Source organism: Kribbella pratensis, assembly GCF_004366075.1.
GTDB classification, from domain to species: domain Bacteria; phylum Actinomycetota; class Actinomycetes; order Propionibacteriales; family Kribbellaceae; genus Kribbella; species Kribbella pratensis.
On record NZ_SODU01000004.1, the window covers coordinates 872399 to 889792 of the forward strand.

The 17394-nt window shown below is 69.3% G+C and carries 12 protein-coding genes; 6 read left to right on the forward strand and 6 right to left on the reverse strand.

Annotation, left to right across the window (positions count from 1 at the left end):
• Positions 1-96 precede the first annotated feature (96 nt).
• From EV137_RS36535 to EV137_RS36545, 3 genes are read left to right on the forward strand one after another with little or no spacing between them, the layout of a single operon-like run.
• A complete protein-coding gene (locus tag EV137_RS36535) occupies positions 97-855 on the forward strand; it encodes a FadR/GntR family transcriptional regulator (protein ID WP_134012610.1) in 759 nt (252 codons plus the stop codon).
• A 52-nt stretch (positions 856-907) separates the two neighbouring features.
• On the forward strand, positions 908-2557 hold the full coding sequence (locus EV137_RS36540; protein ID WP_134132691.1) for an NAD(P)/FAD-dependent oxidoreductase: 1650 nt from the start codon (positions 908-910) through the stop codon (positions 2555-2557).
• Positions 2557-3942: a sensor histidine kinase gene (locus tag EV137_RS36545; protein WP_134132692.1), complete on the forward strand. Its 1386-nt coding sequence runs from the start codon at positions 2557-2559 to the stop codon at positions 3940-3942. The genes EV137_RS36540 and EV137_RS36545 overlap by 1 nt, the downstream gene beginning before the upstream one ends.
• Here the strand turns inward: EV137_RS36545 and EV137_RS36550 are convergent, their stop codons facing one another.
• Positions 3943-4551: a hypothetical protein gene (locus EV137_RS36550; RefSeq protein WP_134132693.1), complete on the reverse strand. Its 609-nt coding sequence runs from the start codon at positions 4549-4551 to the stop codon at positions 3943-3945. It lies immediately after the preceding gene.
• A gap of 126 nt (positions 4552-4677) precedes the next feature.
• Positions 4678-7260 (reverse strand): MXAN_6230/SCO0854 family RING domain-containing protein, encoded by a 2583-nt coding sequence (locus EV137_RS36555; RefSeq protein ID WP_134132695.1) that lies wholly within the window; start codon positions 7258-7260, stop codon positions 4678-4680.
• Between the two features lie 825 nt (positions 7261-8085).
• On the opposite strand from EV137_RS36555, the gene EV137_RS36560 reads away from it, so the two are divergent.
• Positions 8086-9324 carry a GGDEF domain-containing protein gene (locus tag EV137_RS36560; RefSeq protein WP_238175795.1) on the forward strand — a complete coding sequence of 413 codons (1239 nt, stop codon included), beginning with the start codon at positions 8086-8088 and terminating at the stop codon, positions 9322-9324.
• Here EV137_RS36560 and EV137_RS36565 read toward each other — a convergent pair.
• Positions 9314-10288 (reverse strand): zinc-binding dehydrogenase, encoded by a 975-nt coding sequence (locus EV137_RS36565; protein ID WP_134132696.1) that lies wholly within the window; start codon positions 10286-10288, stop codon positions 9314-9316. The genes EV137_RS36560 and EV137_RS36565 overlap by 11 nt on opposite strands.
• Positions 10289-10391: 103 nt before the next feature.
• Here EV137_RS36565 and EV137_RS36570 point away from each other — a divergent pair, with 103 nt between their 5' ends.
• Both EV137_RS36570 and EV137_RS36575 read left to right on the forward strand, forming a co-directional pair.
• Entirely contained in the window at positions 10392-13199 is a 2808-nt protein-coding gene (locus EV137_RS36570; RefSeq protein WP_134012596.1) for an SCO1167/SCO6262 family helicase, read from the forward strand.
• The gene (locus tag EV137_RS36575) at positions 13192-14481 is read left to right on the forward strand and encodes an SWIM zinc finger family protein (protein WP_134132697.1); all 1290 of its coding nucleotides are present in this window, start codon (positions 13192-13194) and stop codon (positions 14479-14481) included. Before EV137_RS36570 ends, EV137_RS36575 begins: the two co-directional genes overlap by 8 nt.
• A 45-nt stretch (positions 14482-14526) precedes the next feature.
• On the opposite strand, the gene EV137_RS36580 is transcribed toward EV137_RS36575, so the two are convergent.
• The 3 genes from EV137_RS36580 to EV137_RS36590 all read right to left on the reverse strand — a co-directional run bounded on the left by EV137_RS36580 (position 14527) and on the right by EV137_RS36590 (position 17144).
• Positions 14527-14829, reverse strand: a complete 303-nt coding sequence (locus EV137_RS36580) for an iron chaperone (protein ID WP_238175796.1) — start codon at positions 14827-14829, stop codon at positions 14527-14529.
• A 485-nt stretch (positions 14830-15314) separates the two neighbouring features.
• A complete protein-coding gene (locus EV137_RS36585; protein ID WP_238175798.1) occupies positions 15315-16295 on the reverse strand; it encodes an SGNH/GDSL hydrolase family protein in 981 nt (326 codons plus the stop codon).
• 54 nt (positions 16296-16349) lie between these two features.
• On the reverse strand, positions 16350-17144 hold the full coding sequence (locus EV137_RS36590) for a TrmH family RNA methyltransferase (protein WP_134132698.1): 795 nt from the start codon (positions 17142-17144) through the stop codon (positions 16350-16352).
• Between the last annotated feature and the right edge of the window lie 250 nt (positions 17145-17394).

Consider the following 17394-nt stretch of genomic DNA (forward strand, 5'->3'; position numbering starts at 1 on the left):
GGTGCGCCGACTGGTCTGACCAGTGGACTAGGTCTCAATGGGCCACTAGGTTTGTCCCCTGCTCAGGTGCCTGTCAAGCGAATGGGGGTGTGCCGGATGACAAAGCGTCCGCAGTTCGAGCCGGTACAACCCGTGCGCGCCTACCAGCGGATCGTCGAGCAGGTCGAGGACGCACTCGCCCGCGGTGACCTGGCACCGGGCCAGCGGCTGCCGAGCGAACGTGAACTGGTCGCACAGTTCGCGGTCAGCCGGTCGACGGTCCGCGAGGCGCTGCGGGTGCTGGAGAGCAACGGCGTGGTCCGCTCCCGGCCCGGCGACCCGAACGGCCCGGAGATCCTGCCGTACTCCTCGTCCGCGCTGCGCAAGCAGGTGACGAGGCTGGCGCGTGTCGACGAGCTGACCCTGAGCGAGCTGATCGGGTTCCGGATGATCATGGACGGCGCCGCGATCCAGGTCGCGTCCCGGCTGCGGACCCCGGAGGAGCTGGACGACCTGGAGGCGACCCTGGTCGCGATGCGGGACGCGATCGACGTCGACTTCGCCGCGTTCAGCGAGGCCGATCTCGCGTTCCACGAGCTGATCGCGCGGATCAGCCGGAACTCGCTGATCCAGACCTGCAACGAGGTCGTCCGCGGCGTCGTGCTCGGACTGATCGCCGACAAGATCGCGCACGCCCCGAACAGCCGCGCCCTGATGCTCGAGTCGCTGCACCACCACGCCGAGGTCGTCGACGCGATCCGCGCCGGCAACGGCCACGCCGCCGCCCGGATCGCCCGCCAGAACATGTTCGACTACTACGCCGGGTACGTGCCCGACTCCGAGCAGGAAACCTTGCGTGCGCTCATAGATGACTGACTGATCCCGTGGCATTCTGACGGGATCAGTTCACTGCTGTGGGGGGCACCGCGTGAGCAAACCTGCGATTCTCACGGTCGACGACGACCCGATGGTCTCGGCGGCCATCTCCCGCGACCTGCGCCGCCGGTACGGCGACGACTACCTGGTCGTCCGCGCGACCTCGGGCGACCAGGCGCTCGCCGCGCTGACCAAGCTCGCCTTGCGCAACCAGCCGATCGCCTTGATCGCGACCGACCAGCGGATGCCCGGCATGACCGGCATCGAACTGCTCGAACGCGCCCGCGAGCACGCCCCGAGCGCGAAGTACCTGCTGCTCACCGCGTACGCCGACACGGACGTGGCGATCCGTGCGATCAACGAGATCGGCCTCGACTACTACCTCCTGAAACCCTGGGACCCGCCCGAGGACCAGCTGTTCCCGGTCGTCGACGACCTGCTCGGCGACTGGCGGCAGGCCAACCCCGAGCACACCTCCGATGTCCGTGTCGTCGGCAACCGCTGGTCGGACCGCGCGCACGACATCAAGACGTTCCTGGCCCGCAATCACGTTCCGTACCACTGGTACGACGTCGAGCGCGACACCGAGGGTCAGCGCCTCAGGGACCTCGCCGACGCCGCCGACCACGAACTGCCGCTGGTCCTGATCCCGGAAGGCGACACGCTCCGCTCCCCCACCGCCCGCGACCTCGCCACGGCTCTCGGTCTGCGGACCCGCGCCGAGCAACCGTTGTACGACGTCTGCATCGTCGGCGGCGGACCGGCCGGACTCGCCGCCGGCGTGTACGCCGCGTCCGAAGGCCTCAGCACGGTGATCGTCGAACGCGAGGCACCCGGCGGCCAGGCCGGGCTCAGCGCCGCGATCGAGAACTACCTCGGGTTCCCGCGCGGCCTGACCGGCTCCGACCTCGCCCAGCGGGCGGTCGCGCAGGCGTCCCGCTTCGGCGCGGAAATGGTGCTCGCGCGCTCGGTCGTCGGCCTCGAGTCCCGCGGCCCCGTGCACGCCGTACTGCTCGAGGAATCCGGTGAGATCGAGGCCCGCGCGCTGATCGTCGCGACCGGCGTCTCGTACCGCAGCCTCGACGTCGACGGCCTCGACGCCCTCACCGGCCGCGGCGTGTACTACGGCGCCACGGCGAGCGAAGCCAGGCAGGTCCAGGACGACGAGGTGTACATCGTCGGCACGGCGAACTCGGCCGGACAGGCCGCGCTCAACCTGGCCCGCTATGCCAAACGCGTCGTGCTCCTGGTCCGCGGCGGCACGCTCGAAAGCTCGATGTCGCGGTACCTCATCGACAAGATCACCCAGGCCTCGAACATCGAGGTACGGTGCCGGACCGAGGTGGTCGCTTGCCGCGGCGAAGGTCATCTCGAGGCGCTGACGTTCGCGGATCGCACCTCCGGCCGGGTCGAGGAGGTGCTCGCCAGCTGGCTGTTCATCTTCGTCGGCGCGATCCCGCGGACGGATTGGCTCGGCGACTCCGTCGTCCGCGACGCCAAGGGGTTCGTGGTGACGGGGCCGGACCTGATCGCGCAGAACCGGTGGTCGCTGAGCAGGCCGCCGTACGCGCTGGAGACCAGCGTGCCGGGGGTGTTCGCGGCCGGCGACGTACGGCTCGACTCGATGAAACGCGTGGCGTCCGCGGTCGGCGAAGGCGCCATGTCGATCTATCTCGTCCACCGCTACCTTGCGACCGTCTGATGTACGCCGCTGAACTGCACGCCATCCCGCTCTTCGCCGGGTTGACCGATGCGCAACTGGACGAACTGATCGACGGCAGCACCGAGGTGTCGATCGAGCGCGGCGTCGACCTGTTCCACGAGGGCGAACCCGCCGACTTCTGGTGGGTGCTCGTCGACGGCGCGATCTCGCTGCACCGCAAGATCGGCCGCGAGGACACCGTGATGGGCAAGATGGACGTCCCAGGCCGCTGGGCCGGCGGCTTCCGCGCCTGGGACGAGCACGGCCTGTATCTCGCCAGTGGCCGCGGCCTGGCCGAAGGACGGGTACTTCGGGTGCCGGCCGACGTACTGCGAGAGCGGATCGACGACTGGTTCCCCCTCGCCGGGCATCTCATCAAGGGCGTCTACGGGACCGCGCGGGCGATCGAGTCGACCGCCCGGCAGCGCGAGTCGCTGATCACGCTCGGCACGCTGGCCGCCGGGCTGGCGCATGAGATCAACAACCCCGCCGCGGCGGCCGCACGCTCGGTCAGCGCACTCGACACCGCGTGCGTCACGCTGCTGTCGGCGCTGCGCGGGCTCGCGGAAGGCGACGCAACGGCCGCACAGTTCAGTGCCCTCGACGAGCTGCGGCTCGAGCTCGGCTCGGGTACGGCGGCGCCGGATCCGGTGGACCTCGCCGATCACGAGAGCACGATCGCGGACTGGCTCGACGACCACGGCGTCGAGCGGTCGTGGTTCATCGCTCCCCCGCTCGCCGCGGCCGGCACCAGCGTGGACTGGTGCGAGCGCGCGGCCGACGTACTCGGTGACGCGCTGGAGCCCGGCCTCGAATGGGTCGCCAGCACGTTGTCGGTCGCGACGCTGCTCAGCGAGGTGAAGGAGTCGACGCGGCGGATCACCGAGCTGGTGGCCGCCGTCCGCTCGTACTCGCAGATGGACCGCGGCTCGATCCAGACGATCGACGTCACCGAGGGCATCGAGAGCACGCTCGTGATGCTCGGGCATAAGCTGCGCGACGGCGTCGAGGTGGTTCGCGCGTACGGCGCCGGCGTGCCGCGGATCGATGCATACGCCGGCGAACTGAACCAGGTGTGGACGAACCTGATCGACAACGCGGTCGACGCGATGGACGGTGTCGGCACCCTGCGGATCACGACCCGAACCGACGGCGACCGGATCGTGGTCGAGTTCACCGACACCGGTCCCGGGATGCCGCCGGAGGTCGCGGCCCGCGCGTTCGAGCCGTTCTACACGACCAAGGACGTCGGCAAGGGCACCGGTCTGGGCCTCGACATCGCGCAACGGATCGTCGCCGAACACCACGGCGGCACGATCGGTATCACGTCACGCCCGGGCGACACCACGGTCCAGGTGCGACTCCCGCACCAACCACCGAACTGATCAGGTGTCGTGTTCGAGGATGCGGACGCGGGGCACCTTGAGGATCCTGCGTGCCTTCGTGGTCCAGTCGGAGCACACGAAGGCTGCTGCGGTCTCCGGCCAGGCGACCACCACGACCTCCTGGCAGGCGGTGGTCTTCACCATCTGCATCAGTGCCAGCAGCACCTCGCCGTGCGTGATGGAGACGTGCACCGGGTAGCCGCTGGCCGCCCGGAGCCGCCGGGAGCTGTGCTCGATCACCGAGGCGAGGTCGACGGCCGGATCGGCGAGGGTCGCCGTCGGCGTTCCGCTCTGGGGTTCGCGCAGTGTTCCACGCTGGGTTCCACGCTGGGTTCGGCTTTGTGCTCGGTCAACTGTTGCCGGCGGGCTGACGCGCGCCGACGCCACCGTCGCCGAGCCGATCACGGAAGCGGAGCCGGTCAGGCCGGCCACGTCCGCGAACGTCGAGCCCAGCAACGCCATCGGACCGCCGAACCCGCTCTCCGGATGACTGGAGACCAGCAGGTGGTAGTCCACGGTGTCCTCGCGCCTTGCATGCAGGGCGGCAACGCGGCGCGCGTCGCCCTCGCTCATCTCCCGCTCGATGAGCACCACCACGTCGTACGTCATTCGTGGCTCCCTTCGCGTCAATTCCGTTGTACTCCTGCCGAGGACCGGTCCAAAGCACCAGCCCCGCCTCCGTCACGGAATTGTCAATTTCTTCTCAGGCTCCTGCCAGACTCGCCCGAGCGCAGGTCATGGAGTGGGTGAGGTGGCTCCGAGGCTCGCGCGAGCGCGGGTGTCGGGGGCCAGACCCGACAGCAGGTACGGTGCGTCGATCAGCGACAGGCTCGCGCCGTCGAGGAGACGCGGATGCAGCGCGTACACTTCCGCGCCCGCGCGCGGCGTGATGTCACCGGTCAGCACCGCGACGAAATCGGCGCGTTTCGCCGCGTCCTCGTCCCAGCTCCGGTCCGGCTCCAGCCGCGCGACGACCCGCCGCGCGAACGTCGCCAGCTCCTCGGCCGGGTCACGGACGTAGCCGACGACCGACCCGTCGGCGCACCGGACCGCGATCTCGTCGGCGCGGGCCGCCGCGTGCCAGCAGCAGATCTCCCACAGACTCACCCGGTCGCCCGACCCGTGAACCTCTTCCAGCGTCGCCGCCATCAGCCCGAGATGACCGCCGTACCTCGCGATGTTGTGGCCGTATCCGGCCGCGCCGAGGTTCACGTCGTACCAGCGCAGTTCCTTGGTCCGCAGGTCGACGCCGAACGGCATCAGGATCTTCGCCGGCCCGGCCAGGTCGAAGCGGTCCTCGACCGCCGCCGGATCGAACAGCCTGCCAGGTTGCCGCAGTACGCCGACGAAACCGCGTTCCAGCTCCTCGAACGGTACGTCGTTGTAGCTGAACACCACAGGCAGCAGATAGCGACCACCCACCCGGCGCACCGCGCGCAGATCGATGTCCACGAACTCCGTCGATCCGTCGGGCCCCGGCGCGGACGTCAGATCGCCGGAATGCACCAGCGCGTCCTGGTCGAACCGCAGCCGGGTGTAGTCGCACAGCCCGACGAAAGCCCACTCCTCGTCGAACACCGCCACTGACAGGTCGAGATCGATCCGCCTCCCGCGAGGCTCGACCCAGTGCAGGAACAGCCGCAGCAACTCGTCCTGCGGGATCGGCACCGCACTCCCCCGCGTCATCCGCAGCAGGCTCGACGACGCGTTCCGCTCCGAACCGGGCGCCGCCATCCGGGACAGCTCCTCGTCCAGGAACACCCGCCGCCAGCGCGGCAATCCCGTTGCCCGGCGCAACATTTCCCCGGTGAGTACGCCGGACAGCTCGACGGCGAGCGCAGTGGGCAAGGGCTCCCGGTCGTCGACCGACGTCCAGATCCGGGCGGTCCCGCCACGCGGGAAGAACAGCCGCAGATCGCCCGGCGGTGTCCGGACCTGTCCCAGGGCGGCCGTGATGACCGCCGGCGAGACGTCCGACACCGCCGTCGTCAGGGCGTCTACGAGCTCCGCGTGCTGCTCCGGCGGAAGGGCACGCGCCAGCTGCACCAGACGGCGTACCAACTCGCCTGGACGGTGCCCCAGCAGGTCGAGCGCCTGCTCCGGCCGCCCTTGCGTGAAAGCGCCCTCGACACGCGAGCTGAACGTGCTCATCACGAGCCGCCCGCTCTCCACTCGCACCAGCGGATGCCGCGAAGCCTCGCCCGCCACCGCCCGTCCGGCCGCCGTTCCGAGGTCCAGAGCGGTACGTCGGAGGACCGCGAACGCCAGCGCGGCGACCGGGAACCGGGTCGCGAACTCGAACGGATGCAGGTTCTCCCCGATCCGTTTCCAGGCACGCTCGTGGCGCAGCATGTCCTCCACCAGCGTCTCGACCGGCAGCCGGTCGAGACGCTCCAGGACGAGGTGTCGAGTTGCCCGCGGCAACGACCTGCGCCGGACCGGCGGCGTCCACAGCCCGGGGTCGGCGTCCATCAACGCGTAGACCAGCCGCAGTACGTCGGTGGCGGTGTCGGTGCGATCGATCAGCGCGGGCTCCTCGGCCAGGAAGTGCGCGATCACGAGCGCACGGGTCTCCCGGACCGGGATGTCATCAGGAATCCAGGCCGAACTGGCGCCGTTGAGCAGCACCTGCAGGTCGGCGCGGTCCGCAGCGGACAGAGGCGCGCGCCGGGCCAGCAGGGCATTGACGGTCTGACGGACCGAGTCTGCCGTGGCCAGCGAGAGCAGCCGCAGGCGATCCGAGCGGACATGCGCCTGAGGCTCCTCGACCGGCGACGGCTTGAGGAACGGATCTTTCGGGTCGATGCGCCGCAGACACAGCGGACAGGCACTGAGGTCGGCGCCGTCCCAGCACGTCCGGCAGACCAGGTGGGCGCACGGGGAGACCGCGTGCACGGAGGTCGTGTCGCCGCAGAGCACACACGGTTGCTCCGGCTCCTGCAGCAGGCGGGCGAAGACCCGGTTCACATAGAAGGTCTCCGTGTTGCCCGGCACGCTCTCCGGGAAGCCCCGGAACAACGGCGTGTGCTTGGCGTCGAACCCGGACTCGGCGTCGAGCAGGTCGAGGAGCGCACTGCCGAAACCGGCCAGCGCAGGCGCCGACAGCGAGGCACAGTGCCGGTACAGGCCGACCGAGAGCAGGAGACCGCGCTGGATCAGGTCCGCCTGGAGCGCGGACAGGCCGGCCTGGATGGTGAGCGGTCGGCGCAGCCACTGCCAGGCGGAGCGCCGTACCGGAGGGGTGAGGGCGGTGGCGTCGACGAGCCGCCGGCGGCGCAGCAGGACAGCAGCTCGCGGATCCGCTGGTTGGTCCGGCATGCCGTCTCCCCACTGACGTCCTGCACCTACTGTGCTTCATGGAACGAGGGCGCCAGGGGCGGAGAGCGGACGCGCTACTTGGCCTGGTGGAGGAGAAGGAAGCACGTCCAGGAGCCGCCCCTGGCACTGAGAACGCTACCGGGAGGCACCGACAGTTTCCGGGCCCGCCATGGAGGGGCTGAAGCAGAGGGGCTGAAAAGTAGAGCTCCGGTAGCAAGGTCGGGGCCGCCCCGCCCAGACCTCGCTACCGGAGATCTCCAGAGTAGAACGTTCATCCAAATCGCGCGCCACCGGGTCCCCGATTCGTTGCGGAACTGGCACTGATGCGCCGCGCCGCCACCGAGCGATCACCCTCGGCAGACGGGACGCCACGGATAGTAATTGGCATGGTTCGCGACAATCACAGTGCGGTAAATTGCCCGGCTCCCACGTTTATACGGTGAACGATTTCTGGGGAATGTAAGAAAAAGGTAAAGAAATACCGGTGGTCACCAGTCGTTGCCGCCACCGGAGAACCAGTCATTGCCACCGGTGAACCAGTCGTTGCCGCCGGGGCCGTCGGCGCCGGTACGGACGGGGAACGCTGAGATCTGCATGATTTTCGACCCTTCTTGGTGCTGACCAACTGGTGGAATGACCCGGGCATCCGGGTGACCTGATGTGAACAGGTCGTTACCATGAACGCATAACCGCTCAGATCGACCGCATGTGAGGCTGACGATGATTCTGATCGGTCGGAGCAGCTGGGTGCCACCTCGGCAATGGAAGCTCTGGTCGTTGCCGAGAACCGCGTTGGCTTATGTGCTCGCGATTGATTTGATTGCGGTGACGATTACCACACTCGCGGTGCGGAGCACGCTGAGCGGCCCTGATTCGGGAGTCCGGCATTCCGAGTGGGTGGCGTTCGCCGTACTCGCCGTGGCCTCGACCATGCACCTGGAGTTCGCCCGCGGAATCGAGCGCCGGCGCGAGCTGGCGGCCAACACGTCGCCGCACACCAACCTGAAGTGCCTGTGGATCTTCGCGGCGCTGTTGCTGCTCCCGCTGTCGCTGGTCGTCCCGCTGGTCGTTCTGGCCTACACCTATTCCTGGTTCCGCGTGTACGGCCGGACCGTCGCGCACCGCAAGGTGTTCTCAACCTCGACGTACGTCCTGGCCAGCGCCGCAGCAGCCGCCGTACTGCGTGCCGGCGGTCTGCTGGACGCTCCCCGTGTACCTACCGGTTTCTGGACGCTGCTGGTCGTTCTGGCTGCGGCTGCGACCTGGTGGCTGGTGAACTACGCACTGGTCATCGGAGCGATCCTGCTGTCCACTCCGGACGCCACGGCGCGTGAGGCGCTTGGCGAGCTGTCAGATCAGATGGTTGTGTGCGCCGGGCTGGGTCTGGGTGTAGCGATCGCTGCGGTGCAGACGTCGTACCCCTGGGTCGTTCCGGTGCTCATGGTGACAGTGCTGGCGCTGCACAGAGACCTGCTGCTCCCGCAGTACCAGCGGGCCGCCGGCATCGACTCCACGACCGGTTTGGCCACTTCGTCGTACTGGGCGAGCGCCGTGCCCGCAGAGCTCGCTCGTGCGGACACACTGCGCAGCACGGTCGGGCTGCTGATGCTGGACCTGGACAAGTTCAAGGAGATCAACGACACCTACGGTCACCCGGCTGGTGACGAGGCGCTGCGTGCTGCTGGTGAGGCGATCCGTGCGGAGGTACGCAACGGCGATCTGGTCGCGCGGGTCGGTGGAGACGAGCTGGCGGTGCTGTTGCCGGGTGCGTTCGAGTCCGAGGTACTGGAGATCGCGGAGCGGATCAGGGCGCGGCTCGTGACCGTCACGGTCTCGGTCAGTACGACGGACGGGGGTACGGCGACGCTCGAGGGCGTACCGGCGTCATTCGGCGCGGCCGTCTACCCGGCTGTCGCGAACACGATGGACCAGCTGATCCTGGCCGCCGACGACGCTTTGCTGCGGGCCAAGCGGTCCGGGCGGAACCAGATCGTGGTCGCCCGCCCGAACCACTCGGAAGAGCTGCAGCCCGACGAGACTGCTGAACAAACGGTCAGCGACTGACCTCGATCAGCGCCTTGCCGCGCAGCCTGCGGTTCTCGAGCGCCCGGTGCGCGTCGGCCACGTGGTCGAGGTCGTAGACCTGGCCGATGACCGGCTTGAGATCCCCGGCTGCCGCGCGAGCGATCACGGCGGCGCCGGTGACCGACGTGGTCGTCGAGTCGGCGCGCAGATCCATGATGCCCTTCACAGTAAGCCCGCGCCGCTCGACCTCGGCGGCGTCGTACGGCGCGAAGCTGCCACTCGGCGCTCCGTGAGCGGAGATCCAGCCGCCGTCCTTCACCACGCTGAACGCAGCTGCGCCCAGCTCGCCGCCCGCGCCTTCGAACACGATGCCTGGGCCTTGACCGTTCGTGGCCTCAAGCACCAACTTCTCCCAGCCCGGCTTGCTGTAGTCGATCAGTACATCGGCGCCCTGGGCCCGGCTGAGTTCGAGCTTCTCGTCGCCGCGGGCGGCCGCGATGACGTGGGCTCCGGCCTTGTGCGCCAACTGGATCAGCAGCAGGCCCATGCCGCCGGCGGATGCGGTGATCAGGACGTCCTGCCCGGCCATCGGCGGCGCGAGTTCCTCGAGCATGAGGGCTGTGAAGCCGTCGCCGTACACCGCGACCGCGGTCCGCAGGTCGAGTTCGGGCGGTACCTCGACCAGGTCGGTCGTGGTCAGGGCCAGCTCCGCATGAGCGCCGAAGGCCACGCCGCGCCCCACGACGGTCTTGCCGATCCAGTCCGCCGGTACGTCGGGACCCACCGCGCGGACCCGGCCGCCGAGGTTGCTGCCGGTGACGTACGGCACCCGCACGTCGAAGAACTCGCCGTGCTGACCCCGGCGGATCGCGGTTTCGACGAAGATCACATCCGCGACGCCGACCTCGACAAGCACCTGGCCCGCGGCGGGCTCCGGGGCCGGGACGTCACGGGTCTCGATCACGTCCGGACCGCCGAACGCAGTCACTACTGCTGCACGCATATTCACACTCTCCGGTTGTCTGCTGGAACTACCGAGCGTGCAACCTCAACGCAGGTTCAGGTCAAGTCCGGGATTGTCGGTGGCGCGGCGTACTGTGCGGGGCATGTTCGACGCCGTCTTCGTGCCTGCTGACCCGCCGCGCGCGGGTCGGCTGGCGCTGTACGGCGACCTGGCCGGCTCGGGTGAAACCGCCAACGGGACGGTCGACCTGGTCCTCCCCCGCGGCACCACGGTCCGCCGTACCACGGTCCCCGCGCGCCTTCTGGACATGGAAGAAGTGCTGACCCGCCTCGCCGAGCAGGACTCCGATCGACTGGACGGCTCCGGCAGCTGGGCGGCGTGGCGGGCGGCTGGACTTGCGGGGTTGGTGCTCATCGGGCGCGGGCGGCTGGTGCCGGATCGGAGCCCGGAGGGGTACGGCGCTTGGCGGGTCGCGCCGCTCGATCCGCTCGACCAGGCCTGGCTGCGGAACCTCAGCGCCGCAATGCCGGCGTACGGTCATGCACTGCCGCTCGACGGCACCCGTCCCGTCCGACTGATCGAGCCGGAGCAACTGGTCCGCGCGTTCTGGGACGCGCTCGCGGACACCCTGGTCCGCACCCCCGCCGCAGCCGTCGCGGTCCGCCCTGGTGCCGCGCCGTTCGCGGCCGCCGAACCCACAGCCCTCCCCGGCCCGACCGCCTGGCTCGACGAAACCGCCCTGGCCGAACAAGCCGGCACCCGCCTGGTCCTACGCATCGAACCACCCGATTCCACGGACGACTTTCGGGCCGTACTGCAGTTGCGGAGCGGGGTGGACCCGAGCCTGCTGGTCGACGTCGCGGACATGTGGAACGCACCGGCCGCCGTACTCACGGCCCTCGGCGAACGCGCCGAGACCGACCTGCTTCTCGCCCTCCGTCGCGGCGCCCGGGTCTGGCCGCCGCTCGGTTCGGCCCTCCGCGACGCCGCACCGGAAGACGTGCCGATCGACGACGCCGCGTTGGAAGAGCTCGCCGAGGGCAGTACGGCGCTGGAGGGCGCCGGTATCGAAGTGCTCTGGCCGACGGAACTGTTCGCCGGCGAGCTGGCCGTCCGCGCCACCGTCGCGACGCCGACGCCCGGCGCCGTCACCGGTCCCGATTTCAGCCTGACCGAGCTCGTCGCGTTCCGCTGGCGTCCCACGCTCGACGGCCAGGACCTCACCGAGGCTGAGGTCGCCGCGCTCGCCGAGGCGAAGCGTCCGATGATCCGCATGCGCGGTCGCTGGATCCGGGTCGACCACGACCTCGTCCGCCGGCTCCGCAACGGTTCCACCCGCCGGCTCACCGGCGCCGAAGCACTCGGCGCAGCGCTCACCGGGACCATCGAGGTCGACGGCGAGCTGGTGCCGTTCGACGCCGACGGTTCGCTCGCCGCGATGCTCGCCCGGCTGCGTACGGCCGAGGAGCCGGCGCCGTTCACCGAGCCCGTCGGTCTCAGGGCCACCCTGCGCGACTACCAACGCCGCGGTGTTGCGTGGATGGCGCAGCTCGCCAACCTCGGTCTCGGCGGTTGCCTGGCCGACGACATGGGTCTCGGCAAGACCATCCAGGTCATCGCGCTGCATCTGCAACTCAAGGGCCGCGGCCCGACGGTCGTCGTCTGCCCGTCGACACTGCTCGGCACGTGGGAGCGAGAGTTCGAGCGGTTCGCCCCCGACGTACCGACCCGCCGCTACCACGGCGCCGGACGGACGCTCAGCGATCTCGCGCCCGACGAGGTCGTGCTCACGACGTACGGCGTGGTGCGCCAGGACCACCGCGTCCTCGGTGAGATCGCGTGGGGCCTGGCCGTCGCGGACGAGGCGCAGCACGCGAAGAATCCGTTGTCCCGCACCGCCCGCGCGCTGCGAACGTTGCCATCAGCAACCAGGATCGCGCTCACCGGCACGCCGGTGGAGAACCGGCTCTCCGAGCTGTGGTCGATCCTCGACTGGGCGGCACCGGGGCTGCTCGGCACACTCGACAGGTTCCGCCACGACGTCGCCGTACCGGTCGAGCGGTTCCATGACGAGGAGGCCACCGCCCGGCTCGGTCGGGTGACGCGGCCGTTCCTGCTGCGTCGGCGGAAGAGCGATCCGGGGATCGCGCCCGAGTTGCCGCAGAAGTCCGAGCACGATGTCGTCGTACCGCTGACCACCGAGCAGGCCACGCTTTATCAGGCCGTCGCGAAGGAAACCCTCGCGAAGATCGAGGACGCCGAGGGCATCGCGCGACGCGGGCTGGTGCTGAGTCTGCTCACGCAGTTGAAGCAGGTCTGCAACCATCCGGCGCAGTTCCTGCACGAGCCCGGTCCGCTCGAGCGGCGGTCCGGCAAGCTCGCGGCGCTGGACGAGCTGCTCGACGTGATCCTGTCCGAGGGCGAGTCGGTGCTGATCTTCAGTCAGTACGTCGAGATGTGCCGGCTGATCGAGGCCCATCTGGCGGCGCGGCAGGTGAAGACGCTGTTCCTGCACGGTGGCATCGGGGTGCGGAAGCGCGAGCAGATGGTGGAGCAGTTCCAGTCGGGCGAGGCGCCGGTGTTCCTGCTGTCGCTGAAGGCCGGCGGCGTCGGACTGACGCTCACGCAGGCCACGCATGTCGTGCACTACGACCGGTGGTGGAATCCGGCGGTCGAGGATCAGGCGACGGACCGCGCGTACCGGATCGGTCAGGACCGGCCGGTGCAGGTCCACCGGCTCGTCACCGAGAACACGCTCGAGGACCGGATCGCCACGGTGATCAACGCGAAACGCGACCTCGCGGACGCTGTCGTCGGGTCGGGTGAGGCGTGGTTGAGCGAACTGTCGGACACGGAGCTGACCGAGCTCGTCGAGTTGTCGACAGGACCGGTGCGATCCGGGTCGGCGAGTGCCTACAACCCTTCTGCGGTGGGGAAGTCCGATGGCTGACGAGGATCGGACGCCGTGGCAGGGGTGGCGGCGGAAGGGCGAGGACGCCGGGTTGCCGGCGGCCAAGGGCGCCGGGAGCCGGCGGTCGTTCGGGGCGACGTGGTGGGGGCGGGCCTGGTTGGAGGCGCTCGAGCAGCGGGCACGGCTCGATCCCGGTCGGCTGTCGCGCGGACGGTCGTACGCGCGGCGCGGCAGTGTGCTCGAGCTGACGGTCAGCCCGGGCGAGGTCGAGGCGGTAGTGCAGGGGAGCCGCGTCACGCCGTACCAGGTGACGGTTCGGATCCGTGCGTTCACCGCGGACGAGTGGGACGCCGTACTCGATGTCGTGTCGGCGCAGATCGGGCGGGTTGCGGCGTTGCTCGACGGGGAGTTACCGCCGGAGGTTGTGGAGGACGCACAGGCGGCCGGGCTGGACCTGTTGCCGGGCGCGGGCGAGGTGCTGACGAACTGCAGCTGCCCGGACTTCGCCGTACCGTGCAAGCATTCCGCGGCCGTTTGTTACTTGGTGGCGGATGCGCTGGACGACGATCCGTTCGCGTTGCTGTTGCTTCGCGGGCGGCGTAAGGACGAACTCCTGACCGCGCTGCGTTCCCGCCGCACCGGCAACACCACCGCACCAGCCGCGCCTCGCACGCCCGCACCGGCAGGCATCCCGGCAATCGCAGCCTTCGCCCGCCATCTAGCCAACCCGCCCAACGCCGGTGACGGCGGTGACGGCGGTGACGGTGACCGGCGGGTTGTGGGTGTGGTTCCTGTGCCGGCGCCGCCTCGGCCGCTCGGGGCGCCCGGCGTTCCGGCGGCGGTGAAGGTGCTGGACCCACCGCGATCGTCCGGGGTCGACGTACGCGATCTCGTCGCTCTGGCCACCGATGCCGCCCGCCGAGCCTGGGAACTGGCCTCCGGCGACGTCAACCAGGCGCTTACCTTCGAGCAGGACCTCGCACGCCGAGCAGCAGCCTCCCTCGGTACGCCGGAGCTCGCCGACCTCGCGCACCGCGCCGGCATCTCCGCCCGCCAACTCACCACCTGGGCCACCGCTTGGCGCCAAGCCGGCCCGGGCGGCCTCGCCGTCACCGTCGACGACCCCCACGACGTAGACCCCGAAGCCCTCGCCGAGGCCCTAGAAGCCCTCCCCCACGCCACCACCGAAGCCAACCGAGTAACCGCCGGCAAAGTCCAACTCCGCCTGGGCCGAGACAACCTCTGGTACCGCTTCGACAAAACCTTCAACGACTGGAGCCTCACCCATCCACCCGCCCCCTCCCCCCAAGACCTCCTCTGACCTTCAGCCCCCGCGCCGCGACGAAAGCCTCGGCGAGGCGGGTGATCAGGTCGTACGGGATTGGCTTGTCGAGGGGGAATTGAGGGTGCCTTTGCCGGAGCGGTAGGGGTTCAGGGCTTTGGTCAGGGCGGGGTCGGTGGGTGGGATCGGGTAGATCGCGAGGTGAGTCTTCCAGCCGCTGAAGTGCAGTAGGGAGGTGCCGCCGAGGGTGATCGTCGGCATCTGGTAGCTGATCTTCTCGCCCGCGTCGGGCACGGCCGCGTGGATCGTACGACGTACCTCGTCCAGCACCTCGCGGACCTCCGCGGGAAACGACGCGACGTACTCGTCCACGCTCTGAAACGTCATCTGCCAAGAGCGGAGCCCCGCCCGTGGCCATCGAGTCGTGGATTTCGGCGACCAAATGCAGCCCCGATCCACGACTCGACGTTCAGGGGGCCAACCACACGCCACGACTCGGCGCGACCCACTCGTCACGTCGCAGGCCTCCGGCACACCCGGGTCCGAGGAGCGCCGTCAGAGCCGGGGTTCTCCCTGGGTGCAGGGTTCTCCCTCACGTACCAGTAGAGAACCCCCAACACGCGGGGATAACCCGTCGTCTCCTGCTCGACGCGCGAATGGCGGGGCGGGCGCGGCGGGAAGTGGGGACTGGGGACAGGCGCTGGTGACTGGGGACAGGTAATAGCAGGTGCCGACCCACCATTGCCTGTTGCACGACCCCGGATCGGGCTGATCACCACCCACACATCCGACAGGCGAGTCGGATATCCGTCCGTGGGTGGCCAGACGCGGGGAGGGTGTGCTGCGGGGCGGGATCGGTGCGTTCGGAGGGGTTAGGTGGGGCGGCGGAGAGAGGTTTGCTCTTCGAGGGCCTCGATCAGGTGGGTGGCGATTTTGGTGTGGCCGGCGACTGTTGGGTGGACCTGGTCGGTGCAGTCGTCTTCGGTGATCCAGCCGGTGGAGTCGATGCAGATCAGGTTCGGGTCGTCGAGGGACTTCACCGCAGCCTGGATCGTGTCCGCGTGCTTGCCGTTGAACGGGGTCAGCGACACGATCGTCGCGGACGGGTACGCCGCCCGCACCCGGCGTACGTAATCGGCGTACTCCTCGATCTCCAGCGTCGGGTCGTTCACGCCCAGGTTGATCACCACCACGTCCGACGGCTCCACCCGCTCGGCCGGTGAGCCGGCGAAGTTCCAACCGAACGAGTCGATCCCGGCCGGCACCTCGCCGTTCCCCGGCTTGCTGATCCCCTGGCTCCCGAACCCGACCTGGTACGACGTGGCACCGAACGCGCGCGCGGTCAGATAGGCGTACGACGTCGTACCGTCGGCCCCCTCCGACTCCGGGTGCTCGCTCAGCGACCGCACGCCCTGCGTGATCGAATCGCCGTAGAACTCCAGCCGCGGACCACTCGGCCGCCCGCTGAGCCGCAACACCGACCGCACGTCGAGCACGAGACCGGCGAACACGACCGCGCACTCGAACGGCGGGTTCCACCGGTTGACGTGCTCGTTGACGTCCTTCACCACCACCGACACCTGGTGCCTGCCGTCGGGCGCCGACAGCTCGATGACCGGACCGTCGAGCACATGCAGCAAAGGCTCGCCGTCGTCGACCGTGATCCACAGGTGCGGAGCGACGGTCAGCCCGTCGGTGTCGAACAGCAACTGCAGCCGCTCGCCGGCGTACGAGAACGAGATCCGCGACCCGGAGTTGACGGTGATCGCCACGCCCGGCTGATGTCCCCACTGTCCTTCCAGGACGATGCGCGGATCGGACGGGGCGACGACCTCGCCTGGCTCGAACGGCACGACAAGCTCCTTCTGCTCGGTTGCCGTGCCATTCTGCCTGGCCATTCCATCGAGTCACCAACCCTCCTTCCGAGCCCGTGCCTCGAACAGCAGGATCCCGGCCGACAGCGCGACGTTCAGCGAATCCGCCTGCCCGAGCATCGGGATCGACACGGCGTCGAACCCTTCCTGGTGCCACGCCCGCGACAGCCCCGAGCCCTCCGAACCGACCACGAACGCGGTCGGGCCGTCGTACTGCGGGACTCGGTAGGTGCCCGTCGCGGCCGGGTCCGCGAGGTGGACGCGGAAACGGTGACCCCGCAGCCACGCGGCCGCCGACGGGATGTCGTCGAACTCCACGATCGGGGTCGAGAGGACGGTGCCGCGGCTCGCGGAGTACACGGCGGGATGCGTCGGGCGGGCGCGGCGGCTGGTCAGGACGAGGCAGTCGGCGTTGGCGGCGTCCGCCGTACGGATCAGGGTGCCGAGATTGCCGGCGTACTCGACACCGTCGGCCACCAGGACCAGCGAGCGGCTGGTGAAGCGGAACGCGTGTGGTCGCCACTCCGGGACCCGGGCGATCGAGATCAGGCCGTCGGACCGGGTCTTGCGGGACACGCGGGCGAGCAGCTTCTCGGAGATCCGGTAGACCTCGGTGGCGCGTTCGGCGACCTGAGCGACGTCAGTGACACCGGCTTCTGGACACCAGAAGAAGGCCTCGATGGTGGCGGTCGTGGTCAGCAGGCGGTCGTGTTCCCAGGTGCCTTCGACCATGATCCGGCCGGGTGAACCGTCCTTACGCAGCGCGAGCAGGTCACGGACACGGGGGTGTTGAGCGCCGATAGAGCGGACAAAAGGGTGCACAGTCATGTGCAAGCTCCGTACGGAGAGAATCAGCAAGCGCGCCGGGGACCCTGCGACAGGGCCCGCACCGGCGGGGCGACACCCTCAGACATCGTCTGGGTGCCGTGGTACTGACGCGGCCTTCCCGACCGCGTCAGCCAAGGATTCTCATCACACCTCGGATGGTAGGCAGCCGCGCATCCGCCGTCATCCGGTTTTCCACAGGCCGGTGGCGGGTGAGTTTTGGTCTGTCGGTGCGGGTGGTTAGAGTCCTTTT